20 protein-coding genes and 1 tRNA gene are annotated in these 25,200 nt (G+C 44.7%); 14 read left to right on the plus strand and 7 right to left on the minus strand.

The genetic code is table 11. From position 1 onward, the window contains the following. Nucleotides 1–550: 550 nt before the first annotated feature. Nucleotides 551–1,039 carry a D-glycero-beta-D-manno-heptose 1-phosphate adenylyltransferase gene (gene rfaE2, locus ACBR23_RS11790; RefSeq protein ID WP_371118146.1) on the plus strand — a complete coding sequence of 163 codons (489 nt, stop codon included), beginning with the start codon at nucleotides 551–553 and terminating at the stop codon, nucleotides 1,037–1,039. Between the two features lie 46 nt (nucleotides 1,040–1,085). After that, entirely contained in the window at nucleotides 1,086–2,558 is a 1,473-nt protein-coding gene (locus ACBR23_RS11795; RefSeq protein WP_341740290.1) for an MBOAT family protein, read from the plus strand. A 246-nt stretch (nucleotides 2,559–2,804) separates the two neighbouring features. On the opposite strand, the gene ACBR23_RS11800 is transcribed toward ACBR23_RS11795, so the two are convergent. Further along, nucleotides 2,805–3,626 carry a sulfurtransferase gene (locus ACBR23_RS11800; protein WP_371118143.1) on the minus strand — a complete coding sequence of 274 codons (822 nt, stop codon included), beginning with the start codon at nucleotides 3,624–3,626 and terminating at the stop codon, nucleotides 2,805–2,807. Between the two features lie 77 nt (nucleotides 3,627–3,703). Then, a complete protein-coding gene (locus ACBR23_RS11805; protein WP_371119615.1) occupies nucleotides 3,704–4,702 on the minus strand; it encodes a hypothetical protein in 999 nt (332 codons plus the stop codon). Nucleotides 4,703–5,473: 771 nt separating this feature from the next. Here ACBR23_RS11805 and glmU point away from each other — a divergent pair. The 8 genes from glmU to urtE all read left to right on the plus strand — a co-directional run bounded on the left by glmU (nucleotide 5,474) and on the right by urtE (nucleotide 13,931). Continuing rightward, complete coding sequence (gene glmU / locus ACBR23_RS11810) at nucleotides 5,474–6,853, plus strand: bifunctional UDP-N-acetylglucosamine diphosphorylase/glucosamine-1-phosphate N-acetyltransferase GlmU (RefSeq protein WP_371118145.1); 1,380 nt, start codon at nucleotides 5,474–5,476, stop codon at nucleotides 6,851–6,853. A 357-nt stretch (nucleotides 6,854–7,210) separates the two neighbouring features. After that, nucleotides 7,211–7,283: transfer RNA gene (locus tag ACBR23_RS11815), tRNA-Ala, on the plus strand. Nucleotides 7,284–7,544: 261 nt separating this feature from the next. Further along, nucleotides 7,545–8,867 (plus strand): urea ABC transporter substrate-binding protein, encoded by a 1,323-nt coding sequence (gene urtA / locus ACBR23_RS11820; RefSeq protein WP_371119614.1) that lies wholly within the window; start codon nucleotides 7,545–7,547, stop codon nucleotides 8,865–8,867. A 161-nt stretch (nucleotides 8,868–9,028) separates the two neighbouring features. Beyond that, nucleotides 9,029–10,183 carry a branched-chain amino acid ABC transporter permease gene (locus ACBR23_RS11825; RefSeq protein WP_371119613.1) on the plus strand — a complete coding sequence of 385 codons (1,155 nt, stop codon included), beginning with the start codon at nucleotides 9,029–9,031 and terminating at the stop codon, nucleotides 10,181–10,183. 29 nt (nucleotides 10,184–10,212) lie between these two features. Beyond that, the gene (gene urtC / locus ACBR23_RS11830; protein WP_341740168.1) at nucleotides 10,213–11,355 is read left to right on the plus strand and encodes an urea ABC transporter permease subunit UrtC; all 1,143 of its coding nucleotides are present in this window, start codon (nucleotides 10,213–10,215) and stop codon (nucleotides 11,353–11,355) included. A gap of 35 nt (nucleotides 11,356–11,390) precedes the next feature. Beyond that, complete coding sequence (locus ACBR23_RS11835; protein ID WP_371117205.1) at nucleotides 11,391–12,110, plus strand: TIGR00266 family protein; 720 nt, start codon at nucleotides 11,391–11,393, stop codon at nucleotides 12,108–12,110. 184 nt (nucleotides 12,111–12,294) lie between these two features. Next, entirely contained in the window at nucleotides 12,295–13,041 is a 747-nt protein-coding gene (urtD, locus tag ACBR23_RS11840; RefSeq protein ID WP_371117206.1) for an urea ABC transporter ATP-binding protein UrtD, read from the plus strand. A 191-nt stretch (nucleotides 13,042–13,232) separates the two neighbouring features. Continuing rightward, nucleotides 13,233–13,931 carry an urea ABC transporter ATP-binding subunit UrtE gene (gene urtE, locus ACBR23_RS11845; protein ID WP_340518013.1) on the plus strand — a complete coding sequence of 233 codons (699 nt, stop codon included), beginning with the start codon at nucleotides 13,233–13,235 and terminating at the stop codon, nucleotides 13,929–13,931. A gap of 62 nt (nucleotides 13,932–13,993) precedes the next feature. Here urtE and ACBR23_RS11850 read toward each other — a convergent pair whose 3' ends face one another. The 4 genes from ACBR23_RS11850 to ACBR23_RS11865 form a co-directional block, all read right to left on the minus strand. Then, complete coding sequence (locus tag ACBR23_RS11850) at nucleotides 13,994–15,169, minus strand: DUF4335 domain-containing protein (RefSeq protein WP_371117207.1); 1,176 nt, start codon at nucleotides 15,167–15,169, stop codon at nucleotides 13,994–13,996. Next, nucleotides 15,169–15,774, minus strand: coding sequence for a DUF3038 domain-containing protein (locus tag ACBR23_RS11855; protein ID WP_371117208.1), 606 nt, complete (start codon nucleotides 15,772–15,774; stop codon nucleotides 15,169–15,171). The genes ACBR23_RS11850 and ACBR23_RS11855 overlap by 1 nt, the downstream gene beginning before the upstream one ends. A gap of 205 nt (nucleotides 15,775–15,979) precedes the next feature. Beyond that, nucleotides 15,980–16,492, minus strand: coding sequence for a hypothetical protein (locus ACBR23_RS11860; protein ID WP_371117209.1), 513 nt, complete (start codon nucleotides 16,490–16,492; stop codon nucleotides 15,980–15,982). A gap of 242 nt (nucleotides 16,493–16,734) precedes the next feature. After that, complete coding sequence (locus ACBR23_RS11865; protein WP_371117210.1) at nucleotides 16,735–18,936, minus strand: cation:proton antiporter; 2,202 nt, start codon at nucleotides 18,934–18,936, stop codon at nucleotides 16,735–16,737. Nucleotides 18,937–19,357: 421 nt separating this feature from the next. On the opposite strand from ACBR23_RS11865, the gene rpsB reads away from it, so the two are divergent. From rpsB to recG, 4 genes are all read left to right on the plus strand, one after another. Further along, complete coding sequence (gene rpsB, locus ACBR23_RS11870) at nucleotides 19,358–20,188, plus strand: 30S ribosomal protein S2 (RefSeq protein WP_341740155.1); 831 nt, start codon at nucleotides 19,358–19,360, stop codon at nucleotides 20,186–20,188. 314 nt (nucleotides 20,189–20,502) lie between these two features. Beyond that, complete coding sequence (tsf, locus tag ACBR23_RS11875) at nucleotides 20,503–21,162, plus strand: translation elongation factor Ts (RefSeq protein WP_341740154.1); 660 nt, start codon at nucleotides 20,503–20,505, stop codon at nucleotides 21,160–21,162. Nucleotides 21,163–21,261: 99 nt separating this feature from the next. After that, complete coding sequence (locus tag ACBR23_RS11880; RefSeq protein WP_341740153.1) at nucleotides 21,262–22,179, plus strand: hypothetical protein; 918 nt, start codon at nucleotides 21,262–21,264, stop codon at nucleotides 22,177–22,179. A 198-nt stretch (nucleotides 22,180–22,377) separates the two neighbouring features. Next, on the plus strand, nucleotides 22,378–24,879 hold the full coding sequence (recG, locus tag ACBR23_RS11885) for an ATP-dependent DNA helicase RecG (RefSeq protein WP_371117211.1): 2,502 nt from the start codon (nucleotides 22,378–22,380) through the stop codon (nucleotides 24,877–24,879). On the opposite strand, the gene ACBR23_RS11890 is transcribed toward recG, so the two are convergent. Then, on the minus strand, nucleotides 24,880–25,104 hold the full coding sequence (locus tag ACBR23_RS11890) for a hypothetical protein (protein ID WP_371120934.1): 225 nt from the start codon (nucleotides 25,102–25,104) through the stop codon (nucleotides 24,880–24,882). Between the last annotated feature and the right edge of the window lie 96 nt (nucleotides 25,105–25,200).

Genomic DNA, 25,200 nt, shown 5'->3' on the forward strand with positions numbered 1-25,200 from the left:
ATCCATCCGCCCACTACTCAAAGCTATGCTTTGAGATTGTGAACAGATGGAATCCTCACCTCACACGCCTTTCATCCCACACTAACCGAGGCGGTATAGTGTGGGGATTCCCGTCTGTCTAGCTAAATTCTTGGTAAATTGCTCGACAGACTAATTAGCGTTGGTGATTTTGATCGAAAAAAAAGACGCAACCTTTGATACTCCCCACCGACTTGCTGAGAGCACCACAAGTCTGTGGAGCGGCTCGATCGCATAAAACTCGGTAATCAAGATGGCATTTTAGTTGGTTAATTGCGTCAAACAGGCGGATGTCTACTTGAGTTTTAACCTACACTGATGGGCTTAATAATTGCACATTCTCCGACTTAACTTGCTTTTTTATCAACAAAAATTCTGTCTGTTTTTTAATTTCATTTTAGCTCTTGCCTGCAAATTATCTTAGTAATTATTAGGCAATTGAAAAATTAATTTTTCAATTTAGCAAGTGCAATTTCTCACTTTTGCTGGTAGGATGGTTCATCGCTGTTCAAACTCGCTGTTGGTGGAAACAATGATTTCTGGTGTTTATGGGTTGAAAGAACTTGCTCGTGCGATCGCCTCAAATCCGGCTCAGTGGCGTCCCCTCGTGTTTACCAACGGCTGCTTTGATATCTTACACGCAGGGCACGTCCGCTATTTGCAGCAGGCTTCATCCTTGGGGCGCTCCCTCGTGGTGGGATTGAATAGCGATGCTAGCGTACAAGCCCTCAAACCCCAGCAGCCGGGATTACCAACGCGCCCCATCGTACCAGAAGAACAGCGAGCCGAAGTTTTAGCGGCACTCAAAGCCGTAGACGCCGTAGTAATTTTTCCCGAAACTACCGCCATTGAACTGATCGCGACTCTGAAGCCAGATATCTACGTTAAAGGAGGCGACTATCAAATCGAAACACTACCGGAAGCACCTGCGGTTTTAGCCTGTGGTGGCAAAATTTCCTTGGTTAAAATAGAAGTTCCGAGTTCTACCAGTGCGATCGTCAAACGCATTTTGCAGTTATAGAATACAGCAATAATATGCAAACACTTATTTGTTTTATTTGTAGAACATGACTTTCATCTCCCTTCAATACGCCCAATTTTTGCTAAGTTTGTTAGTTGTTTATTGGTTAGTGCCACTGCGATGGTGGCGACTTTCAATTATGGTGATTGGGAGTCTGATTTTTTATGGTTCGCTGCAAAGATGGTACATTCCTCTGCTGTTAGTAGGTACTCTGTTTAATTATTTCTTGGCAATGGCGATCGGGGAACCTCTGGATTGGCGGATTGCTAACGAATCTTGGAACCGTCGCCGCTGGTTGCTGCTGTGCATAGGAATTACCCTGAATGTATTGCTGCTTCTAGGTTTTAAGTATGTGCCTTTTTTCTTAAGTTCCCTCGGCACTTTGTTGAATTTACCCGTGGCTTTAGACAGTGCGGACTGGGTAAAAACCCACGTAATTGCACCTTTAGGATTGAGTTTTTTTTGCTTTGAGTGCATTGCTTATTTGATTGACGTGTATCGAGGTGCACCTGCGACAAATTCACTGCTGCACTTTGCTGCTTACAAGTTGTTTTTTCCCAAATTAATTTCGGGACCAATTACTCGGTATCATAACTTAATTTATCAACTAAAATCCCAGAAATTTCCCACAGCAGATGGCATTGCAGAGGGACTGTGGGCGATCGCCTCCGGTGCAGTAAAAAAAGGGCTTGTGGCGGATAATTTGGGAATTTATGTAGATTTAAGTTTTACTAACTTGCAGCGGGCGGGAAGCGAAGATTTGTGGCTGACAATTTTTGCTTACGGGTTGCAACTTTATCTCGACTTTAGCGCTTATGTTGACATCGCGCGCGGTACTGCTTTGCTGCTGGGTTGGTACTTGCCACCCAATTTTGATTTTCCTTATTTTAGTGCTAGCATAGGCGATTTTTGGCGGCGCTGGCACATGACTTTGGGAGATTGGCTGCGGAATTATTTGTATTTTCCTTTGGGGGGTTCGCGGGTTAGTTTGTGGCGTACTTGTCTGAATTTGTTAATCGTCATGTTAGTGGCTGGAATTTGGCATGGTGCGGCTTGGGGATTTATTGTGTGGGGGGGGTTACACGGTTTGGCTTTGGTGGTTCATAGGCTGACGGATGTGGTGTTTAAGCGGTTGCGAATAGATTTTTTGTGGGACAATGCGATCGGCTTTTTCATCGGTTGGCTGTTAACTCAAGCTATGGTTTTTGGTAGTTGGATATTTTTCCGTCTTCCCAATTTGAAAGACTCTGGATGGGTGATTTCCCATTTGTGGGGACATCCTGCTGATGTCCAGTTTGCACATAAGGTTTATGTGGAAGCCCTGGGTTTGGAAAGAGTGCAGTTAAGTTGGATTTTGGGGGGCTTGGCGGTGGCGATGCTGATGAATTATACGTTAATTCGGGGTTTGAAGGTGGAGTTGAATTGGCCTGTGAAGTTGATGTTAGTACCGCTTTGTTTGTATGCGGTTTGGGTGTTGGCACCGGAGGGTGGTTTACCTTACATTTATTTTGATTTTTAGAGGATGGGAAGGAATAAGGCTCGAATTTATGCAAGGGTGTAAAAAACCTGGTTTCTGCCTCAATATTTCTGTTAACAAATCATGATTTATTACACAAACAAGTTTTTTGGGAGCATCCCAATTTTGTAAGGGCTATACCATTCCGGCAGACAATTTATTAATGATAACCAGAGATTTACAGCCGGAATGCTTCGCCCCTACTAATATATTTGCAAAACTGAGGTGCACCCAGTTTTTTGGTGTCGCTTATTGATAGGAACACCAGTCACTCCAGCTACCTGGATAAAGTTTAGCGTTGGGAATTCCGGCTATTTCTAAAGACAATAAATTCACGCAAGCTGTTACCCCGGAACCGCAATAAACCATAATTTCTTCGGCGGTGGCTAATTCTGTCCAAAGTTGCTTTTGTGCGGAAGTCGATCGCACTTTTCCTGTCTCATCTGTCACCTGTTGCCAAGGATAGTTGACAGCACCGGGAATGTGACCTGCAATGGGGTCGATCGGCTCCCGGATGCCAAGATATCGCTCGTTCTCCCGCGAATCAACCAAAACCTTTCCCGGCAAGTCTTTTAGTGCTTTTACGGCCTCAATATCCACAATCAGGTGCGATCGCAATTCGGGGACAAATTTACCCTCACGAGGTTTTGGCAAAACATTTGTCACCGGATATCCAGCCGCGTTCCAGCCACTGAAACCCCCATCTAACAATGCTACTTTACTGTGTCCCATATATCGCAGCAGCCACCACAACCGAGCCGCAAAAGCCAACCGCGAATCGTCATAGGCTACAACTAAAGTTTCTGGGGAATTAATGCCAATTTCACTCAATTTTTCCGCTAATTCTGTAATATTTGGCAGCGGATGTCTGCCACCATGTTTTTCAACGGGACTAGCGAGGTCTTGGTTTAAATCTAAATAAAAAGCTCCGGCAATGTGACTTTCTTGATATTGTTTTTGTCCCAATTCTGGATCGGCTAGAGAAAACCGACAGTCAATAATTACAACTTGCTGATTTTCGGTATTGCCGGCTAACCATTCGGGATTAACTATCAAATTGGTGTCTGTCATATTGATTTAAAAATTACTGTGTTTGAACGGCGATAAACTTGAAAATCTCTAGAAAATAAGCTGCTTTTTTCATCACCTTATTTTTCAGGATTAGATTTCCTATTTGCTTTTTCATTAGATTCTTTTTCGGAATTGGATTTTTTAGTTGATTTTTCAGTGGCTTCTTTTTCGGAATTGGATTTTTTAGTTGATTTTTCAGTGGCTTCCTTTTCGGAATTGGATTTTTTAGTTGATTTTTCGGCTGATTCTTTTTCACCCGTGGCTGTTGTTGGACTTGGGGAAGGCAGAGTTACTGCTGATTCTTGAGCATAAATCAGATATTTCTGATACTCAGCTACTTTTGTCTGAGCTAGTTCATGATGAGGACTTGATGGGGGTACTCTTCTCATCAAAGAGATGGCTTCTTGCCAGTTATTGGCAACTAAATTCCATTCCTCTTTGGTTTTGGCACCTCGTCCTAATTCTGCTGCTTTTACTGCACTGTTAACTGCCTCTCGAAAAGAATCTGGTACTGTTGCTACAGTCGGTGTTTCCTCTAGATTTTTGCCCGCAGTTGCTGCTGGCTCGTTTAAAAGTTTACCAACAAAGGCTACGACGGCGATCGCCAATATACCTGTCACCATCCCAACTACCATGAAAGTCGATCGCAGTCTATTCTCTAATTCTTTCATTTCCGGCTGTGTAGCCTCCATATTTTTCGCAGTTTCCATGAGTTTTTCCTGATTAGCAACTATTGTATTTGTCAAGGATTTTTCAGGATTATTTTCTTGAGCAATACTTGGGTGTTCTAAAATAAATTCTTGACTCCAATCAGACACAGCCTGACCAATTTCTCGACCCTCAACTTTCACCAAGCGAATCGATTTTGGCTGCAAATCGGTTAATTGCTTGCGGACCAACTCTACTGATTTATCTGGTGCAGGTACGGGCGAAGCATCCAGAAATACTTCCAAATAATCGCCGTTGAGATTAACTGTCACTGTGATGTCTTCAGATTGTAACTGACTCTGGAGCCAAGAGGCGATCGCCTCCGGATTTCCCTCTTTTGCAAGTTCCTGAAAATTAAGCTCTGTCATAGCTGAACACCTGAATTTTTGGATAATTGATTCGCTATCACTCAATTTATTTTCGGGATTACTTTCATCCCGCCACTCATCCCGTAAACGGATAGACTTCGGGACTTCCCCTTCCTATAGGTGAAAATTTTTGTTGATGTTAAAGCACAATAATTGAAATTTCACAAACAGTATAATCCACAAGTGTCGAAACTAGGGAGCTCGATTGAGAATTTAGGAGTCAAGGATTGGGGATGGGAGTTTTGAAGCTAGCGAGTCTAAGGATCGATGCGGTGGCTTTCCGATATTTCCCTATCCCGGTAGATTTTTCCCTCTCCTATGGGGTGCATCTGTGTTTTGCAAATATATTCGTAGGGGTGAAGCATTCCCGCTGTAAATCTCTGGTTATCACTAATAAATTGTCGGCCGGAATGCTTCACCCATATAACATTGGGATGCTCCCCTCCTATGGAACTCAACAGGAGTATGGTTGTGCGCGGTCAAGCTGCTTCACCCACCTAGGCTGAGTAGTCGCTGACATCCGTCGATCAAAAATATCGCCCGAAGGAATTTTCCCTTTCAGATTGGAGATTAAAAAATTGTGCCCTCGCAGTACAATTGACCGATGGCTGGCGATCGGTGAGCAACGGCTAAAAAAACAACATATCCAGAATCCCTAATTCTGAAACAAGTCGGAGACAGGAGAGGGCGATCGGATTTGATGTCTAATTAGAGCGACCTACCTATCATCAGCCAAAATGTTTAACACATACTAGATTAATCGATCGCAAAATGATAGCAATAGCAATCTTAGCGGCTGGACGTGGCACGCGCATGAAATCCGACTTGCCCAAAGTTTTACAAGAATTGGGCGGTCGAACTCTAGTTGAACGAGTCCTCAACAGTTGTCAAGAAATTGAAATTTCCCGGCGACTGGTCATCGTCGGTTATCGCAGCGAACTGGTTAAAAAAGCACTCCTGGAAAATCAAGAATTAGAACCGGAAAATGCTGAATTGCCACCCTTAGAATTTGTCGAACAAACTGAACAATTGGGAACCGGTCACGCCATTCAACAACTACTGCCTCATTTAGAGGGATTTACGGGAGATTTACTGGTTTTAAATGGGGATGTGCCTTTGTTGCGATCGCAAACCCTCAAAGAATTAGTAGAAACTCACCAAAAAAACCAAAATTCGGCTACTTTGTTAACAGCTAATTTGGCGAATCCTCAAGGATATGGTCGAGTGTTTACAGATAGTCACAACTTGGTCACAGAAATTATAGAAGACCGCGATTGCACAACCGCTCAAAAACAAAATTGCCGGATTAATGCAGGTGTTTATTGTTTTCACTGGCCTCATTTGGAAAAAGTCTTGCCTCAATTGAAGGCAGACAATAACCAACAAGAATATTACCTTACTGATACGGTGAAATACATGGCACCGGTGATGGCGATGGATGTAGCAGACGAGCGGGAAATATTGGGCATTAACGATCGCAAACACTTAGCCACACTGGCAGATATTTTGCAAATGCGCATCAAGGACAAGTGGATGGCTGCGGGAGTAACCCTGATCGACCCGAATAGCATTACCATCGATGATACCGTAGAGTTGCAACCGGATGTGATCCTGGAACCACAAACCCATTTACGAGGTAAAAGTTCCATTGCTAGTGGTAGTCGCATCGGTCCAGGCAGTTTGATTGAAAACAGTCAAATTGGTAAAAATGTAAATGTACTTTATGCCGTAGTTTCTGATAGTATTGTATCTGATAATTCACGGATTGGACCCTACGCACATTTGCGTGGTCATGTAGAAGTTGGCGCGAATTGTCGGGTGGGAAATTTTGTAGAATTGAAAAATACTCAAATAGGCGATCGCACTAATGTTGCTCACTTATCTTATTTAGGCGACGCGACTTTGGGAGAGAAAGTCAATATCGGTGCGGGGACAATTACCGCCAATTATGACGGAGTGAAGAAGCACAAAACTCAGATAGGCGATCGGACCAAAACAGGTTCTAATACTGTCCTGGTCGCACCAATTACTGTGGGGGAAGATGTTACCGTGGCGGCGGGTTCTGTGGTGACGGAAGATGTGCCCAATGATTGTTTAGTAGTTGCCCGTTCCCGACAAGTTGTCAAACCTGGTTGGAAGCTCAAAGAATAGGCTGAGAAACTGTTACTAAAATTCTACCCAGTTCTCGACAAATTATCCAGATTTTCAACATCTAACACTCACTTTGACGCTTTGTTCATTAGTCCGGCTCAGTTTCGCGGTGCCGGACCATTTTACCCTTCGACTACGTGGTGGTAGGCGCGATCGTTGCGTCGAAGGGCCCTTCGACTGGGTTTATGCCATCGTTGCTCTTGTATTTCAAAAGAACCGAAAGTAAATTAGGCTTTACATAATTGGCACTTACGTGTTAGTATAATTAACTGTGTGCGAAAGTGAGAGCGATCGCAAGCTCTAAGGCTTTTAGATTGGACAATCCCAAATCTCAAATCCTTAATTCAAGATCGATCGGGGGAATTAGCTCAGTTGGTAGAGCGCTGCGATCGCACCGCAGAGGCCAGCGGTTCAAGTCCGCTATTCTCCATAAATTTACCTTCAAGATTTCACATTGTTGCTTCTGACTTGTGGGTGATTCCAGGTACTAGACATTTTGTATCGCAACATACAACATCCCTGGGAACCCAGGATTAATATAGAGCCGCGATGTGATAGGATTTTTACTCGTCTAACTTATAAAAATTTCGCCCCAAAACCCTAGAAATAGGGAGATTAAGGGTGAAAATTGTCAAAAATCCCCGCCCTAGCGTCACCCGGAAGTGTCAAATATTCAGGAGTAACCAAAAAAATGACTAAGCGATTCGATCGGCGGAAGTTTCTTTTATACAGTTCTGCAACTCTCACATCAAGTTTATTTCTAAAAGCTTGTAGAACACCAAGCCCAACAGCAACTCCCCAAGCTTCAGCTTCTCCCACTACCACACCCGGTTCGCCAGCCAGCAGTGGCAACACCATCAAAGTAGGTATTTTGCACTCATTAAGCGGCACCATGTCAATTAGTGAAAATAGTGTGGTCGATGCTGAAAAATTAGCAATTGAAGAAATCAATAAAGCTGGTGGTGTTCTCGGAAAACAAATAGAAGCAGTAGTAGAAGACGGCAATTCAGACTGGCCAACTTTTGCAGAAAAAGCCAAAAAATTGATCGACCAAGACAAAGTTGTCACTGTCTTCGGCTGCTGGACTTCCGCCAGTCGCAAAGCAGTATTGCCAGTCTTTGAAGAAAAAAATCATATGCTGTGGTATCCCGTACAATACGAGGGCCAAGAGTGTTCCAAGAATATTTTTTATACTGGGGCAGCGCCCAACCAGCAAATCGAACCAGCAGTTGACTGGCTGCTAGAAAATAAAGGCAAAAAATTCTTTTTAGTCGGGTCTGACTACGTTTTTCCGCGCACTGCAAATACGATTATCAAAGCACAGCTAGCTGCCAAAGGTGGCGAAGTAGTTGGGGAAGATTACATTCCCTTGGGTGGCACAGAAGTAACCCCAATTATTACCAAAATCAAGGCTGCTTTACCTGACGGTGGTGTCATTTTTAATTCCCTAAACGGCGACAGCAACGTGGCATTTTTCAAAGGCCTACAGGGTGCAGGTTTGGGACCGGATAAGTATCCGTCGATGTCGGTCAGTATTGCTGAAGAAGAAGTAAAGGCGATCGGTGTAGAATATCTCAAAGGTCACTATGCAGCCTGGAATTACTTCATGACTGTGGAATCTCCCGCAAATACAAAATTTGTGGAAGCTTTCAAGGCAAAATACGGCAAAGATAGAGTAACCAATGACCCGATGGAAGCCGCTTACATCATGGTTTACCTCTGGAAGCAAGCAGTGGAAAAAGCAGGGACAGCCGACGATTTAGACAAAGTGCGGGCGGCAGCTTTGGGTCAAACTTTTGACGCACCGGGAGGTAAAGTAACCCTGGAGACAAACCATCACCTATCGAAGTTTGTGCGGTTAGGCGAAGTGAGAGAAGACGGTTTGTTTAAGATAGCTTTTGCTACCCCAGAAGCAGTTAAACCGATTCCTTGGAATCAATTTGTAGCAGAAACTAAAGGCTTTTCCTGCGATTGGTCTGACCCCGCCAAAGGAGGCAAATTTAAAGCGACCTAAGTAGGGAAATCCTAACCCAGATCCCAGACTTATCCCATAAGTCTGGGAAATCGCAGCAGATAATTTTAGGTTGAATTAAGTAAACCTAGTGAAATAGGTGACATTAATTACAAATTACCTCTAAAGCCAAGATTTTATGGGAACAAATAAGAGGCAAAAAAGTGGAGATATTAGACGGTTTATTTAACGGGATTAGCATCGGTGCTGTTTTGCTGATTTCAGCCTTGGGATTAGCCATTATTTTCGGCCTGATGGGCGTGATTAATATGGCTCACGGTGAGTTAATGATGCTGGGCGCTTACACAACTTTTGTAGTGCAAAATGTATTCAAAGGTATCGGAGGATTTGCTTTTGAAACCTATATTTTATTTGCCATACCCTTAGCTTTTTTAGTGGCGGCACTGGTAGGATTAATTCTGGAACGCGGTGTGATTCGCTATTTGTATGGGCGGCCGCTAGAAACTTTACTAGCAACTTGGGGTGTAAGTTTAATTTTACAGCAGTTTGTCCGCAGCGTCAGTGGGGTGCTGGTAGCTGGGATTGGGGTGTTTTGTTTACTGTTTTTTGGCGGTTTGCAGGTACTAAAACGTCGCCCAGATTTCGAGAGAGCTCGTAACGGAATTATAGCGATTCTTTTGCCTCTTTCTTTGGGTATTTCTTGGGCGGTGAGTGCATTTTTAGGTGAAACTTACAAACTGGCTGTCACTAAACCTTGGTTTGGTGCTCAAAATGTGGATGTGACAGCACCTGGATGGCTGCGGGGTGGCATACCTCTGGGCAATTTTCAGTTGCCCTATGCGCGACTTTTTATTATTGTGTTAACGGCGGTTTGTTTGGCGGGAATTTACTTATTTTTGCAAAAATCTGTGTGGGGGCTTCGGATTCGCTCTGTTACTCAAAATCGCAGCATGAGCGCTTGTTTGGGGATTCCTACGGAGCAAGTAGACGCCCTGACTTTTGCTTTGGGTTCTGGTTTGGCTGGTGTTGCTGGCTGCGCGATTAGTTTGCTGGGTTCTGTCGGACCAAATACGGGGCAGAATTATGTGGTTGATACTTTTATGGTTGTGGTTGTGGGCGGTGTTGGTAAGATTGTGGGGACTGTGGTTGCTGCGATCGCGATCGGCACTGCAAATTACCTGATCGGTTCAGGAACCATAGCAACAATCTTGACTCCTATCAAGCCTTTAGCGGATTTCTTCACTTTTTTCGCCACTACCAGCATGGCAAAAGTAATGGTATTTGCCTTAATTATGGCTTTTCTACAAGTGCGGCCAGGAGGGATTTTCCCACAAAAAGGACGCACGGTGGAAAATTGAAAATTTCCCAATCTTAAAGTTGATTAACCATGAATAATTTAACTAGAAAGGCATGGCTACAAGAAGCAATGATTGTTGGGGCGATCGCACTTATACTCATATTACTGATCCCAGGCATACTTCCCGATGTTCGCCTCAACCAATTGGGACGATTTTTAGCCCTAGCAATTGCAGCACTCGGTATTGATTTAATCTGGGGATACACAGGTTTACTTAGTTTAGGGCATGGCGTATTTTTTGCGATCGGCGGCTACGCATTTGCCATGTACCTAAAACTGCAAATTCCCCCAACAGCCAGCAGTCAATTGCCAGAATTTATGAACCTATATGGCGTGACCGAACTGCCCTGGTTTTGGCAACCATTTTATTCCTTTCCCTTCTCAGCACTAGCAGTAATTCTCATCCCAGGCTTACTGGGTGCAATCTTGGGTTACTTAGTATTCCGAAATCGGATTCGAGGCGTTTACTTTTCCATTCTCACCCAAGCAGCAACCATCGTATTTTTCAACTTTTTCAACGGTCAACAAAAACTGATTAACGGCACCAACGGTTTAACAGACTTTAAAACCATATTCGGAGCCATAGTCAATGACCGAGATACCCAATATATTTTCTACCTTCTTACCATACTATTTCTAGGAGCAACTTACGCCCTATGCCGCTGGTTGACAACCGGGCGTTTTGGTCGGCTGCTAATCGCCATTCGCGACGACGAAATTCGTCTCCGTTTCTCTGGTTACAATCCCACAGGATTTAAAGTCTTAGTATTTGCAATTTCAGCAGCTATGGCAGGAATTGCCGGTGCATTATATACTGTACAAACCGGAATTATTTCTCCCAAAGCCATGGATATTGCCTTTTCAATTGAAATGGTAATTTGGGTAGCAGTAGGAGGTCGCGCCACATTATCGGGAGCCCTACTAGGCACCCTCCTAGTCAACTTTGGCAAAAGTTTCTTGAGCGAACAATTCCCTGAAGTCTGGCTGTTTTTCCAAGGGGCACTATTCTTAATAGTAGTCACCGTCCTCCCCGATGGCTTAGTCGGATGGCTCCAACAGCAAGGCTTTGACCTAATCCGCAACATATTCAGAAAACCCAGGTATGTATCTACCTACCCCAGCCTGGAACAAGACCCCGAAATCCTCCATGAAAAAGAAGAACTGGAACAATGATTATGGTAAAGTTTAGGCAAATTTAGAGGCAAAGTATGGCAGATATTATTGATTACAAAATCTACGGCGACGACTTGCAACTAATTGAAATAGAACTTGACCCCCAAGAAGGTGTTCGGGCTGAAGCTGGAACCATGACATACATGGAAGGCGGCATCGAAATGCAAACTTCTACAGGTGGCTTATTTCAAGGATTTAAACGGATGTTTACCGGAGCGGGTTTCTTCATCACCACCTTTGTAAACAATGGCAGAAGCAAAGCGCGAGTAGCTTTTGCTGCCCCCTATCCTGGTAAAGTAATTCCCCTTGATTTAGGAAAACTAGGTGGCAAGTTTCTGTGTCAAAAAGACTCGTTTCTGTGCGCAGCCAACGGCATTGAAATTGAGGTGGCATTTACCAAACGACTCGGAGCCGGTTTCTTTGGCGGAGAAGGCTTTATTTTACAAAAATTACAGGGTGACGGCCTAGCTTTTGTCCACGCCGGAGGAACCATTGTTGAGAAAAATTTGGGAGTGGGCGAAGTGTTGCGGGTAGATACCGGCTGTTTAGTAGCTTTTGCTGCCACCGTGGACTACGATATTCAATTTATCGGTGGGTTTAAAAATGCTTTATTTGGAGGTGAAGGCTTGTTTTTGGCTAAGATGACTGGGCCTGGTAAAGTTTACATTCAAAGTCTGCCACTCTCCAAGTTAGCTGAGCGAATTTTGGCCGCAGCTCCTACTCCTATTTCGAGCAGTTCTAGCAATTTTACTTGAGAGAACAACAACTTTTTATTTGGTTGTGTAGGGTGCGTCATCCCGCAGATTTTCCGGCTTACCTACAGACTGTTAATTGACGCACATTCTCAGAGAAAATCGGCGATGTCAGGTGCGTCATCCCGCAGATTTTCCGGCTTACCTACAGACTGTTAACTGAGGCACTCTACGAGGAAAATATACGATGAATGGAAAAGTATTAGAAATAGAAAACTTGACGGTTAGTTTTGATGGCTTCAAGGCGATTAACGGTTTAACTTTTAGCATGGATGCGGGGGAATTACGGGTAGTAATTGGGCCCAATGGCGCGGGAAAAACAACTTTTCTCGACGCGATTACCGGGAAAGTGCAGCCGACGGAAGGACGGGTACTGTTTAAAGGTCGGAATTTGCGTGGCTTGTCGGAAGATAGCATTTCGCGTTTGGGAATTGGTCGCAAGTTTCAGACACCGCGAGTTTTCCTGAATTTAACGCCTCGCGAAAATTTAGAGTTGTCTTGTAACAGTAATAAAAATGTCTTTCCCACGCTGTTCAAGCCAGCTCCTGCCGCGGAAAAACGCACGGTGGCTGGTTTGTTAGAAACTATTGGTTTAGTGAATAAAGCGGATCTTTCTGCTGGTTTGCTTTCTCATGGCGAAAAGCAGTGGTTAGAAATTGGAATGTTAGTGGCGCAATCTCCGGATTTGTTGTTGGTAGATGAACCTGTGGCGGGTTTGACTGATGAGGAAACAGCTTTAACGGGAGATTTGCTAATTTCTCTGGCCCAAAGTCACTCCGTTTTGGTGATTGAACATGATATGGAATTTGTGCGGCAAATTGCTCAAAAGGTAACAGTGCTGCATCAGGGCGCAGTTTTGTGTGAAGGAACTATGGATGAGGTGCAAAATGACGATCGCGTAATTGAGGTATATTTAGGCAAACCAGAAGAATAGTCAGTTGTCACCGCTTCAGCTAACAAATAATATCAAATCCGGTAACATCGGAATTATTCATCTCTCTTATCTCCCTCTGTGTTCTCTGCGTTCTCTGTGGTTAAATCATTCCGATGCAGCCGGAAACGATATAACCCTTCGACTACGCTCAGGGTGCAGCAACTAACAAATCACAAATAACAAATAACCCTATGCTACAAGTTTCTAATTTAAATGTTTACTATGGCGAAAGTCACATCCTCCGCGATGTCGATTTAAGTGTCAAAGCTGGGCAAATGGTGTGCTTAATCGGTCGTAATGGTGTGGGCAAAACTACTATGCTAAAAACTTTAATGGGTTTGCTGCAACCTCGCAGTGGCACTATTAACTTTGGTGGCCAATCTATTGTTTCTAAGTTGACTCACCAGCGGGCGAAAATGGGTATTGGTTATGTACCTCAAGGACGAGAAATTATTCCCCGCTTAACTGTCAAGGAAAATCTCTTGTTAGGTTTAGAAGCGAAATCAACTAGGACTAAAAATCCTGAAGTTCCTGATGAAATATTTGATTTATTTCCAGTGCTGAAAACTATGCTCGATCGCCTAGGTGGTGATTTGAGTGGAGGACAGCAACAACAGTTAGCTATTGCTAGAGCTCTGATGGGAGAGCCACAGTTGCTGGTTTTAGATGAACCAACAGAAGGAATTCAACCATCTATTATTTTAGACATAGAAGCTGCGGTACGTCGCGTGGTGGCTGCTAGGGGCATTTCAGTTTTGCTGGTGGAACAGCATTTGCATTTTGTGAGGCAAGCTGACTGGTATTATGCAATGCAAAAAGGTGGTATTGTGGCATCGGGAAATACTAGCGAACTTAGCGATGAAGTAGTTCAAAGGTTTTTGGCTGTTTGAGTTTATGGTCCTCTGGGCCGGCGCTTTTGGCACGGCCCCTACCGAGATTGACACCGCCCAGCCTACCAAGGACTGACTTGCACGCTGCTACCCGGTACCAAAACTACCCGGAAATCAGCCAGGGGTTCCGCAGGTGGCCTGGTGCCGACAGGCTTGTAAAGCAACTCAGAAAATAACGCTTCGCCCATTCCATCCACTGTTTGAGAATTCTGTAATTTGTAACCGACAATCGCACCGTCGGTAGCCACACTCACGCGATAAACCAACTCCCGTTCCACAGGTGCCTTCGTTTTCAAAACTCCGTCAATTTCCTCCCTCAGTTTGCCATTCAACAGCTCAATTTTTGCCCGATCGGTAATCGGAACTCCCACCGCCGCCTCCTGCAAACCTTCAGCAACAGGCGTGGGAGTAACGGATGGCGAAGCATTAGCAGCAGAAATGGGACTGGCAGTTGGGCTTGGTGTTTCACCCGGAGTTTGACTCGGACTTGGGGACGGCGATATAGCTGACTGAGTACGATCGTCTGGTAGCAAACCCTCTGCTGCGGGTGTGGGATTGGGATTGGGTGTCCCCGCACCCGGATTTGGCGTGCCGATATTCTGGCCCGTAGCATTGGATTGACGCACGGGCTCTCTGGGGCGTTGGACTTCTGGCAGTGGTACCAAGAAAAATGCCATCGCAGCTAAAGCCAAACTTGACACCCCTACCGCCGCAGGTAACACCCGCTGCGCTACCGGTGCTGCTGATTTGATATAGCGCTTGGAAACAGGGGTTAATTGCAGCGATAACTCTGGCAGTGTCTGGGTGTCGGCAAAAAATTGGTCGATCGCCTCTACCAAATCAAATAGCTGCACCGTGGTTAAATCGATTTCAGCAGAGGGTTGTGTTTTTTGATCGATTTGGGTTCCGCTGTCCGATGCGCCTGCTAGAATGGTCAATCTATGCAAATTGCCGTCAATTCTGTGCAACTGCACCAGGGCTGAATCAGGGTCATAGCGATCGGGATAATGGACTCCGCTCATAAATTCTTGAGCGTAGCCACTGACAACCCTCACCAAGCTTTCAAAAAAATCCCGTCCCCCCGCTAGGGGCTCGGTGAGACCGCTCAAATAGCATTCAGCGCTCATTAGTATCGAAAGCACCGGCCGTATTTCTAACTGGCTTGCCACCGATCCATCGCTCAACCCTTCTAGAACTAGGGTGCAATTTGGCAAACTGTACTGACGCCTAATAGTCATTACTCAACTTCTCCATCAAACAGACTCACCCAAAACCTCTGCATTCCGGCTGTACCAGTACAAAATAGCAGTTTGCTCAACAAGTTCAAAGCTAGTTCGTCCAGCTTTTCGTCGGAGTCGTAAGCTGCCACTACCGATCGCTTGGGGTTCATGCGCGATCGAAAGTGAGCTCGAAACCGTTCTAAATACTCCGCCAACGGTAAGTGCTGGTTGAAGGGGATATTTCTGGAGCGCAACTGTTGGGAGTCTAGCAGCAACTGGCGAATTGTGGCTGTTAGCTTGCGCGCCAAATTGCAGGCGATCGCCACCAGCGCTTTTGCTTCGAGCACCGTGAGGGCGCGACGTTGGGTATAGCGACGCAGGGGGTTAGTATTACGCAGCAGCCACAGGGCAACCCGATTTTTGATAATTCCTGCCAATTCCAGTTCTCTTGAGACTGCCAGCATTTCTTCCGCACCTCCGAGATACAAGGCTTCGATCGCCAATAACATCAGGTCAATTTGCAATCTGGCGCGGCGTGGACATCCGCCATCGGAGGGCGACAAATCTGGCAAACTGTCTAAAATCAACGGGTTTGACTCGGCAAGCGAAGTTTCTGACGGCATTACGATCACGGCAACATCTATTCCAAACAAACTATACGGGGACGCGGGGTCTCTGGCATGAGAAATTCTCAACTCAGGACTCCTATGAGATACTTTATTTTTATCAATGTTTTCAATCTAGCAGCAACTGGTCACGGCGATCGACTCCCAGACTTCCATGCTCCCAGGATTAGGGACTAGGAAAATGGGGCAACAGGCACTCAAATCAATGTCCTTGTTCTGGTTGCTGCTCTCTTTTTTTCACCTTTTGGGCCATAAAATCAGTAGCCACTGCATTTTCAACCAGACTAATTTTTCCTTTCAGGCTTTCTCCCTCCACAACTCCTCGCAGTTTCACCAAACTGTTTTGACTACCGTCGCCTGTGGACTTGCCACAACCGGTTAAATTGGGAACCGCACCGGACAAACTCAATCCTTGATTTTCCCACTTGCCAGCTAGAGTTGGTTTCTCAGGATTAGTTTTTTGGCGATCGACAGAATTGTTATTTGACTTCAAATTACCACTTAGATAAACACCAGATTGCTCAATTGTCAATACCAAATCATCTGATTTGAGACATTCGGGCAAATTTTTTGCATCAAAGCTATAACTCCCCGCAATAGCAGGAGCCGCTTTCAAATTAGTTTCTCCGTAGGCAGTTACTACTTTAAATAGCAATGTGACAGAGGCGATCGCAATCCCGTAAAATGTCAATGTTTTGATGTTGAAATGACTCATAATTTATTTGGGGAATTGGGAATTAGGAATTGGGTATGGGGAATTGGACATCGGGCATTGGGCATTGGGCATCGGGCATTGGGCATTGGTAATAGGTAATAGGTAACGTAACAACTGCTTTCGGAACAGTTAACAGTCAACCCAACGACTGCGTTTATCCTGAGCGTAGCCGAAGGGCTCAGGGCGACGCAGTTAACAGTCAACAGCCAACTGTCAACTGTCAACTGTCAACTGTCAACTAACTACCTTTGAGGAAGTACCGAAGCCAAATGCGATCGCACTTTAACGTAACACCGCGCAATCAGCAACGAAGAATGACACTGAACAGCCAATTCATCAGTATACTGCCCCAAAGTTTGACGCTCAATTCCCCACTCCCGACTCGTACCCGCAATTGTCAAATCAGCCTGAGCCGAAGCCGCAATCACCGCTTGAATTGGCTCCGCAGCCTCCACAATCGGAGTTTCAACCCGTGACTGTACCTCCAGCGGCAACTGCTCAATTACTCGCCTAAACTCATAACTAAGCTCATTTTCCGATTCACCATCAGTAGCCACCCGCAATACCGTCAAACGCCGATCTTCACTATTAACTAACAGTCTCAGCGCCAATTCTAATCCCAAATCATCGTGAATATTCGCCGCGTAAGGCACTAACAAATTATTCAACCGTTCCCGCCCTCTATCTACAAAAATTGCTACATCGACTTTAGCAGTGCTGAGGATTTGACCGACACGCCCTCCCAAACGGTTACTACTAAAAGTAGGTCTGTGCCATCCTACTAAGATTAAATCCGCCCGGTCTATTTCGGCAATTTGTGCAGTTTCCCGCGCCACATCCTTAGTCACACGAACGATCGGATGCACCAATTGTCGAGCTTCTGGAGGCTGCAAACTCTCAATTAATTCTCCTAGTTTCAAGTGTCGCTCTTGAATAATGCGATCGGCTTCCGCAGGGGTACTTCCAAAAGCATAATCCTCACTTAATTCTATCAAACTCAGAGGATGAACCGCCGCCGACTGTAAATCGCTACCACCCCTACCCGCCGACTGCGCCAGTGCTACGGCTAGTTGCAGCAAACCTTTCTGGGTGCTGGGATTAGCAACTGGTACTAAAATTCGATAAGTTGGTAGCAATTTTTTATCAGTTTCTTCGCTGTTAGCCACACTTGCTGAATTTTCTAATTCTGAATCATCAGAACTAAATTCTGAAATATCTAACCGAATCAGCCGTTTGGGATAAGTCCACTCCAATAGTGGCGAAGTCATAAAAGTTGTCACTAAAGCCATAATCACTAACATCGTAAATAAGATGGGCGAAATTACCCCCAGAGAAAGACCGATATTCAGCACAATTAGTTCAGTCAAACCCCTAGTATTCATCATCCATCCCAGGGCAGAAGCTTCGCGGTTATTGATGCCACACACTCTAGCTGCCACGTAGGTTCCGACATATTTACCAATAATTGCTACTCCTAATACTGCGGCGCACAGCAACCATAATTCTGGACTATTGAGCAAACCAATTTCTGTGCGTAAACCGCTGTAAGCAAAAAATACTGGCAGCAGAAATATCAGGACAAAATCTTCGGTTTTTTGAGCTAATTCTCTGGTTAATCCCGCATTTTTTGGCATAGCTGCGCCCAGCAAAAATGCACCGAAAATTAAGTGAATGCCAATCCATTCAGTAATTAGGGCTGATGCTACAACTCCCATATAAATTCCGGCCAATACTAACTGAGTTAGTCTGCCTGTACGATTGTAGTGCTTGGAAAGCCGCTGCAAGAACCAGCGGACTACTGTGAGCATGAAAGTGATATAAATTAAGGCTTCAAAAATTGTCGGCAAAGCGCCAACCATTGAGTTAGTGCGAGTAACCGCGATCGCCACTGCTAACAAGCACCAAGCTGTCACATCGTCCACGGCTGCACAAGTCAGGGCCAGAGTCCCCAATTTCGTATTCTGCAAGTTGTGTTCGGTAATGATTCTGGCCAGTACCGGAAATGCTGTAATTGACATTGCCGCCCCCAAAAACAGCGCAAAAGCAGTAAATGAAACGCTGTTATTTGAGATAATCGGATACAGTAGCAGTGCTAGCAAACTTCCCAGGGAAAATGGCACTAAAATACTGACGTGGGAAGTCAAAATAGCTGTGTCTAAGTTGTTTTTGAGGTACTTCGGATTCAGTTCCAAACCAATCAAAAACATGAAAAATATTAGCCCAATTTCTGATAGCACGTTCAGGAACGGGACGGCTTCGGCTGGAAAAACTGCTACTGCTAAATCTGGCGCAACCAAACCAAACAGAGACGGACCGAGCATAATTCCTGCTACGATTTCTCCAATGACTTGAGGTTGCTTGATCCACCGGAATCCCAAACCGACAAGTCTGGATAGTGCGATGACAATTAAAACTTCCACTAGAACTAGAATGGCGATCGGCATGGTGTTTTTAGATTAGGGATTTTTGCTTATATTAAGAGGGACAAGTGCCAGGGGCAAAATTAGCGATCGAGCTCAATGCAGATGGGCTCTCTTTTTTTGTGCCACAGATAGGAAAGCCTGTTTTGAACAATAATGCAAAATGTCAGATAAAACGCAGCTCTCTTGGTGGTGCGGGCCGTCGCCCCTGTTCTCAAAAATGGTGCAAGATTTCAGGTAGAAGGCGCCAGACAGTGGCAACAGGGCAATTTTCTCACAAGATATCTAAATAAATGTCTAAAATTGTCGAACAAATTAGCACAGACTGTGATAAACTAGAAAAGTTGTTTAAATTCGCACATCCGGGTTTTCGGGTGTTTCTAAGGCGCAAACCTTCAGAAATACGACCGGGTGGAGGATTAACCCGAATTAGGAGTTAAAAACCATGCCAGTAGTCAGTTTGGCTCAAATGCTAGAGTCAGGAGTTCACTTCGGACACCAAACCCGCCGGTGGAACCCGAAAATGTCTCCCTACATTTTTACAGAGCGCAACGGGGTTCACATCATCGACCTCGTGCAAACCGCTCAGCTCATGGAAGATGCTTATGAGTACATGAGAGTAGCCTCCGAAAAAGGCAAAAAGTTTCTATTCGTCGGTACGAAGCGCCAAGCTGCCGGGATTGTAGCACAAGAAGCCCAACGCTGTGGTGCTTATTATGTCAACCAGCGCTGGCTGGGTGGAATGCTCACCAACTGGACGACAATTAAGTCCCGCGTAGAACGCCTCAAGGATTTGGAGCGCCGCGAGGAAACAGGTGCTCTGGATTTGTTACCGAAAAAAGAAGCTTCGGTGTTGCGCCGTGAAATGGTCAAACTCCAGAAATATCTGGGCGGAATTAAGTCTATGCGGAAGATTCCCGACGGAGTGGTTCTGGTAGACCAACGCCGGGAGTATAATGCGGTGTTGGAATGCCAAAAATTGGGAATTCCCATCGTATCTTTACTGGATACTAACTGTGACCCCGATTTGGTGGACATTGCGATTCCGGCTAACGACGATGCTATTCGATCGATTAAGCTGATTGTTGGCAAGTTGGCTGATGCCATCTATGAAGGTCGTCACGGTCAACTCGAAGGTAACGACATCGATGAAGACTACGACTACGAAGGTGCTTACGAAGGCGGGGAATATGATGTCGAAATCGAAGAATTGGATGACCCCAATTATGTAGATCCAGATGATGAAACCGACGACGGCGAAGCAGACGAGTCCTAGGGTTCCTTAGCTAGACAGACGGGAATCCCCACACTATACCGCCTCGGTTAGTGTGGGATGAAAGGCGTGTGAGTAGAGTGCTGGCAACAGCCGAAAGTTAGCGCCATAATTAATTATGGCGCTAGAAATACAAAGTGTCCCTGGGTGAACTGAGTATTTTGTCAAAAAGTCTAATCATTAACATAGAATCATTAACATTAAAATTAGTGACTAAGGACTAAGAACTAATGACTAATGACTAATGACTAATGACTAATGACTAATGACTAATGACTAATGACTAATAATTTATTTTGATTGGGAAATTAAAGAAGATGGCGGAAATATCTGCAAAACTTGTTAAAGAACTGCGCGACAAAACCAGCGCTGGCATGATGGACTGTAAAAAAGCCCTCGTTGAAAATGAAGGCGACCTAGAAAAAGCCGTTGAATGGCTGCGGAAAAAAGGTCTAGCTTCTGCCGGTAAAAAAGGCGGACGAGTTGCCTCAGAAGGTATTGTCGGTAGCTACATTCACACAGGCGGCCGCGTCGGCGTGTTGGTCGAAGTAAACTGCGAAACCGATTTTGTCGCCCGCCGCGAAGATTTCCAAGCTTTGGTGCGGAATATTGCCATGCAAATTGCAGCTTGTCCCAACGTCGAATACGTGAAAGTTGAAGACATCCCCGCCGAAATTATCGAAAGAGAAAAGGCAATTGAAATAGGCAAGGATGACTTGGGTAACAAGCCAGAAAATATCAAAGAAAAGATTGTTCAAGGGCGAATTGAAAAGCGTTTGAAAGAGTTGTCTTTGATGGATCAGCCTTTTATTCGCGATCAAAACATCTCGGTGGAAGAATTGGTGAAACAAACGATCGCCCTGATTGGAGAAAATATCCAAGTTCGCCGATTCGTGCGCTTTGTGTTGGGCGAAGGTATTGAAAAGGTAGAAGCTAATTTTGCCGATGAAGTGGCTGCCCAAATGGGTATTCAGTAATTAACCATTAAAATTGAGAATTAAAAGCCAAAAATGCGATCGCCATGCTTACATTTTTAGTTTTTAACTCTCAATTTTTTTAAATTTGAGCGGGGAGATATGGTGGGATCGAGAGAGCGAATAGAGCAAGATTTGGCAGCACTAGAAGAAACTTTAACAGGCTTGAATTTGGAGTTTCGCAGTACCTACGAAGATTATCTAACTGCTTTGGGACAAGCAGTGCGAAAGCAGTTGATTTTGGCTTGCTATCACCTTTGCACTCAAGTAACCCCTGATGCGTTTCTCAAGTTGTCATTCAAAGAACGGCAGAAAATGCAGCATTCGGTAAGGCTTTTAGCTGCAATATCTCAAGAAAAATTGCGATCGCTAGCAAATAAAGAAGATCCAAGCGCAGACATAGAAGAAGATGAAGACCTAGAAGAATATGATGAACTAGCCGAATATGAAAACAGAGAAGAAGATGATAATATAGATGACGATCGGGATATAGAAGAACAAGAAGATTCTATCATTAATTATCAATATCCCGCCAGACAGCCAGAGTTGCCTGCCAATTCCCCGGAAACTTTGGCGCGCTGGCAACGGAATATTGAAAAGGCAATATTTAACATTATCAAACAGCTTTCTCGCGACATAAATCGCTTACTGCAACAATCGGGAATATTATCCAATCAATTGCCAGAACAGGTTTTAGAAGCTGCTTATCAAGCAGAATCATCCGGGGAAAGCGTCGCCGGACCTCCTCATTTATTAAACATCATCATTGAAACAGGTAGTTCCTCAGAATCGAAAAGCTTGAGAGAAACCAGAGGTACTACCAGCATCCAAATTACAGCGATTAAACTGCGATTGTCGGAAATAGAGTTTGCCGATGTAGCAACCTCAACTTACCGTCAGCAAATTCGCAACTTATCTGTGCGGTTAAATACTCTGGGACGCGATTACCAGAAAAAGCGACGCGAATTAGCGGTGGTGGAGGCTGAGTCAGCTTGGCGATCGAGTTGGTTGGAAGATTAGTGATTTGTCAGTTCTCTGGAATGATTGAGCTATGATTAGTAACTAATGACTGGAGAATTGGGAATTGGGAATTGGGCTACCCCCCAAAGGGGGAGGGAATTGGGAATTGGGAATAGGACATTGGAATTAACACAAATAACAAATAACCAATAACCAATAACAAATAACCAATAACAAATAACTAATGACTAATGAGTGATGACTAATAACCAACCAGAATGGCAGCGGTGGCAGAAAGCTCTTGCAGTAGAAGCCGATCGCGGATTTAACGACTTACAAGGCAGTCAATACCGTTTCAGCGAGTTTCTCAGTGTCAGCTTGAGACAACTCGCTGGTGTGGTTACTGCCAATTTGCGCGATCGCACCCGTCAACTAGCCGCCGAATTTGACATCTATCCACAGAAGGATATCGAAGCACGTCAGCATTTGCTCGCCATTACTAGCAGTTTTCTGACACAAACCCAGCGAGTTTGGGAACAAGAAAGCAGCCAACAAGCGGAACCAGAAAGACAGGAAACACAGGAAACACAGGAAATAAAAAATCCACCAATTTCCACTCGCACTGCACCTCTGAGTTCAACATCAACAGCAGTGAGTTTGACTCTGACACAAGAATTGACCCGCGTTACCGGAATTGGACCCGGAAACGGCAACCGCTTGGCTAAATTGGGTTTATACACTGTATACGACTTGCTTTACTACTATCCCCGCAACCACATTGACTATGCCAAGCAAGTACAAATTAGGGAATTAGTAGCAGGAGAAACAGTCACTTTGATTGCCCAAGTCAAGCGCTGTAATTGCTTTTCTAGTCCCAAAAATAAGAAGTTAACGATATTAGAATTAATTTTAAAAGACCGCAGTGGCGAAATTAAACTCAGTCGCTTTTTTGCAGGTCCACGTTACAGCAATCGCGGCTGGCAAGAACATAAAAAGCGCGAGTATTGTACCGGTGCAGTGCTAGCAGCTTCGGGATTAGTCAAGCAGGGCAAATATGGAATTACTTTAGAAAATCCTGAATTAGAAGTATTAGATGACTCAGGAAGTGCGATCGAATCCATGAAAGTTGGCCGATTGATCCCCGTTTATCCCCTGACAGATGGAGTGGATGCCGGTGTCGTCAGGCGAGGGATTTTGGCTGTGATGCCGGCGACGAAACAGTTGTCAGAATCGTTGCCAGCCGATTTGCGCGATCGCTATGGTTTAATGGGTTTAGCCGATGCTGTGACCAATATTCACTTTCCCCTCGATCGCGATTGTTTAGCCGCCGCCCGTCGCCGCTTAGTATTTGACGAATTTTTCTATCTGCAACTAGGACTTTTAAACCGTCGTCAAACCCAAAGAAAAGCTCAAGCTAGCGCCATCATCCTTCCTAGTGGCCAGTTAATCGAACATTTTTACCAAATATTGCCCTTCGCATTAACCAACGCACAACAAAGAGTAATTAACGACATTCTCAACGATTTAGCATCGCCTTCACCGATGAACCGATTAGTCCAAGGCGATGTGGGTGCTGGCAAAACCGTAGTAGCCGTCGTAGCAATGTTAGCCGCCATTCAATCCGGCTATCAAGCAGCTTTAATGGCACCGACGGAAGTTTTAGCAGAACAGCATTACCGCAAATTAGTAGGCTGGTTCAACTTGATGCACTTGTCTGTGGAATTGTTAACTGGTTCCACAAAAATCGCCAAGCGACGAGAAATTCACAGTCAGTTAGAAACCGGACAATTGCCTGTTTTAGTCGGAACTCACGCCCTCATTCAAGATACTGTAAATTTTCATAAATTAGGGTTGGTAGTCATTGACGAACAGCACCGATTTGGTGTACAACAACGGGCTAAGTTGCAACAAAAAGGGGAATCTCCCCACGTTTTGACCATGACTGCAACTCCCATCCCTCGGACGTTGGCGCTGACATTGCATGGTGATTTAGATGTCAGTCAAATTGATGAATTGCCACCGGGAAGACAGGCGATTCAAACTACTGTGTTGTCTTCAAAGGAACGGAGTCAAGCTTACGATCTGATTCGGCGGGAAGTGGCTAGCGGACGTCAAGTTTATGTTGTGTTACCCTTGGTGGAAGAGTCGGAAAAGCTGGATGTGCGATCGGCTATTGAAGAAAAAGAAAAACTTGAAACAAGTATTTTTCCTGACTTTAAGGTTGGTTTGCTCCACGGTAGAATGAGTAGTGCTGACAAAGATGCAGCAATTACTAAGTTTAGAGACAAAGAAACTGATATTTTAGTATCTACTACGGTGGTAGAAGTTGGCGTCGATGTCCCCAATGCAACAGTCATGTTAATCGAAAATTCCGAGCGTTTTGGACTGTCACAATTGCACCAGTTGCGGGGTAGAGTTGGTCGGGGCAGCAACCGTTCTTACTGCTTGCTAATGCCTGGTTCTAAAACCACTGATGCCATACAGAGAATGAAAGTTTTAGAACAGTCCCAAGACGGCTTTTTTATTGCTGAAATGGACATGAGATTGCGCGGGCCTGGTCAAGTTTTGGGAACTCGTCAATCAGGCTTACCAGATTTTGCCTTGGCGAGTTTGGTAGAGGATCAGGAAGTTTTGGAGTTGGCGCGCCAAGCTGCTCAAATGGTAATTGAAGATGATGAAAGTTTGAACAATTGGCCGGTGGTGCGGGATGAGTTGGAACGCAGATATCAGCGCATGATGAGTGGGTCGATTTTGACTTAGCTAGAAATAATAAATATTTTTTTGATGCAAATAAAAAAAATCGCCTTTTTTTTCAGGGTTAAATGCTTGACTTTCCCCGCCTGATGACCTATAATCTAATAATGGGAGTGGTGACAAAAATGTGTTTTTGTGACCACTCCCATTATCTAAATAATACCACGAAAAATCCATGCCTGTCAATAGGTAATCCTTCTTTTTTAAGGCGGCGTAATTATCAACAATCATTGATATCAAATCAACTCTTCATCGAAATTATTCAACTCTATTTATTTTCTTCCTTCGTGTCCTTCGCGTCTTCGCGGTTCAATAATTCCATATTCT

The sequence above is a fragment of the Microcoleus sp. genome, from assembly GCF_041354475.1.
GTDB lineage: Bacteria > Cyanobacteriota > Cyanobacteriia > Cyanobacteriales > Microcoleaceae > Microcoleus.

Excerpts from the sequence above, each read along its gene's own strand:
- tsf (WP_341740154.1), top strand. The coding sequence starts at position 20,503 with ATGGCGGAAATATCTGCAAAACTTGTTAAAGAACTGCGCGACAAAACC.
- ACBR23_RS11805 (WP_371119615.1), bottom strand. The coding sequence starts at position 4,702 with ATGACAGAGCTTAATTTTCAGGAACTTGCAAAAGAGGGAAATCCGGAG.
- ACBR23_RS11880 (WP_341740153.1), top strand. The coding sequence starts at position 21,262 with ATGGTGGGATCGAGAGAGCGAATAGAGCAAGATTTGGCAGCACTAGAA.
- ACBR23_RS11850 (WP_371117207.1), bottom strand. The coding sequence starts at position 15,169 with ATGACTATTAGGCGTCAGTACAGTTTGCCAAATTGCACCCTAGTTCTA.
- glmU (WP_371118145.1), top strand. The coding sequence starts at position 5,474 with ATGATAGCAATAGCAATCTTAGCGGCTGGACGTGGCACGCGCATGAAA.
- urtD (WP_371117206.1), top strand. The coding sequence starts at position 12,295 with ATGAATGGAAAAGTATTAGAAATAGAAAACTTGACGGTTAGTTTTGAT.
- rfaE2 (WP_371118146.1), top strand. The coding sequence starts at position 551 with ATGATTTCTGGTGTTTATGGGTTGAAAGAACTTGCTCGTGCGATCGCC.
- ACBR23_RS11800 (WP_371118143.1), bottom strand. The coding sequence starts at position 3,626 with ATGACAGACACCAATTTGATAGTTAATCCCGAATGGTTAGCCGGCAAT.
- ACBR23_RS11860 (WP_371117209.1), bottom strand. The coding sequence starts at position 16,492 with ATGAGTCATTTCAACATCAAAACATTGACATTTTACGGGATTGCGATC.
- urtE (WP_340518013.1), top strand. The coding sequence starts at position 13,233 with ATGCTACAAGTTTCTAATTTAAATGTTTACTATGGCGAAAGTCACATC.
- ACBR23_RS11795 (WP_341740290.1), top strand. The coding sequence starts at position 1,086 with ATGACTTTCATCTCCCTTCAATACGCCCAATTTTTGCTAAGTTTGTTA.
- rpsB (WP_341740155.1), top strand. The coding sequence starts at position 19,358 with ATGCCAGTAGTCAGTTTGGCTCAAATGCTAGAGTCAGGAGTTCACTTC.
- urtA (WP_371119614.1), top strand. The coding sequence starts at position 7,545 with ATGACTAAGCGATTCGATCGGCGGAAGTTTCTTTTATACAGTTCTGCA.
- ACBR23_RS11855 (WP_371117208.1), bottom strand. The coding sequence starts at position 15,774 with ATGCCGTCAGAAACTTCGCTTGCCGAGTCAAACCCGTTGATTTTAGAC.
- urtC (WP_341740168.1), top strand. The coding sequence starts at position 10,213 with ATGAATAATTTAACTAGAAAGGCATGGCTACAAGAAGCAATGATTGTT.
- ACBR23_RS11835 (WP_371117205.1), top strand. The coding sequence starts at position 11,391 with ATGGCAGATATTATTGATTACAAAATCTACGGCGACGACTTGCAACTA.
- ACBR23_RS11865 (WP_371117210.1), bottom strand. The coding sequence starts at position 18,936 with ATGCCGATCGCCATTCTAGTTCTAGTGGAAGTTTTAATTGTCATCGCA.
- recG (WP_371117211.1), top strand. The coding sequence starts at position 22,378 with ATGACTAATAACCAACCAGAATGGCAGCGGTGGCAGAAAGCTCTTGCA.
- ACBR23_RS11890 (WP_371120934.1), bottom strand. The coding sequence starts at position 25,104 with ATGATTGTTGATAATTACGCCGCCTTAAAAAAGAAGGATTACCTATTG.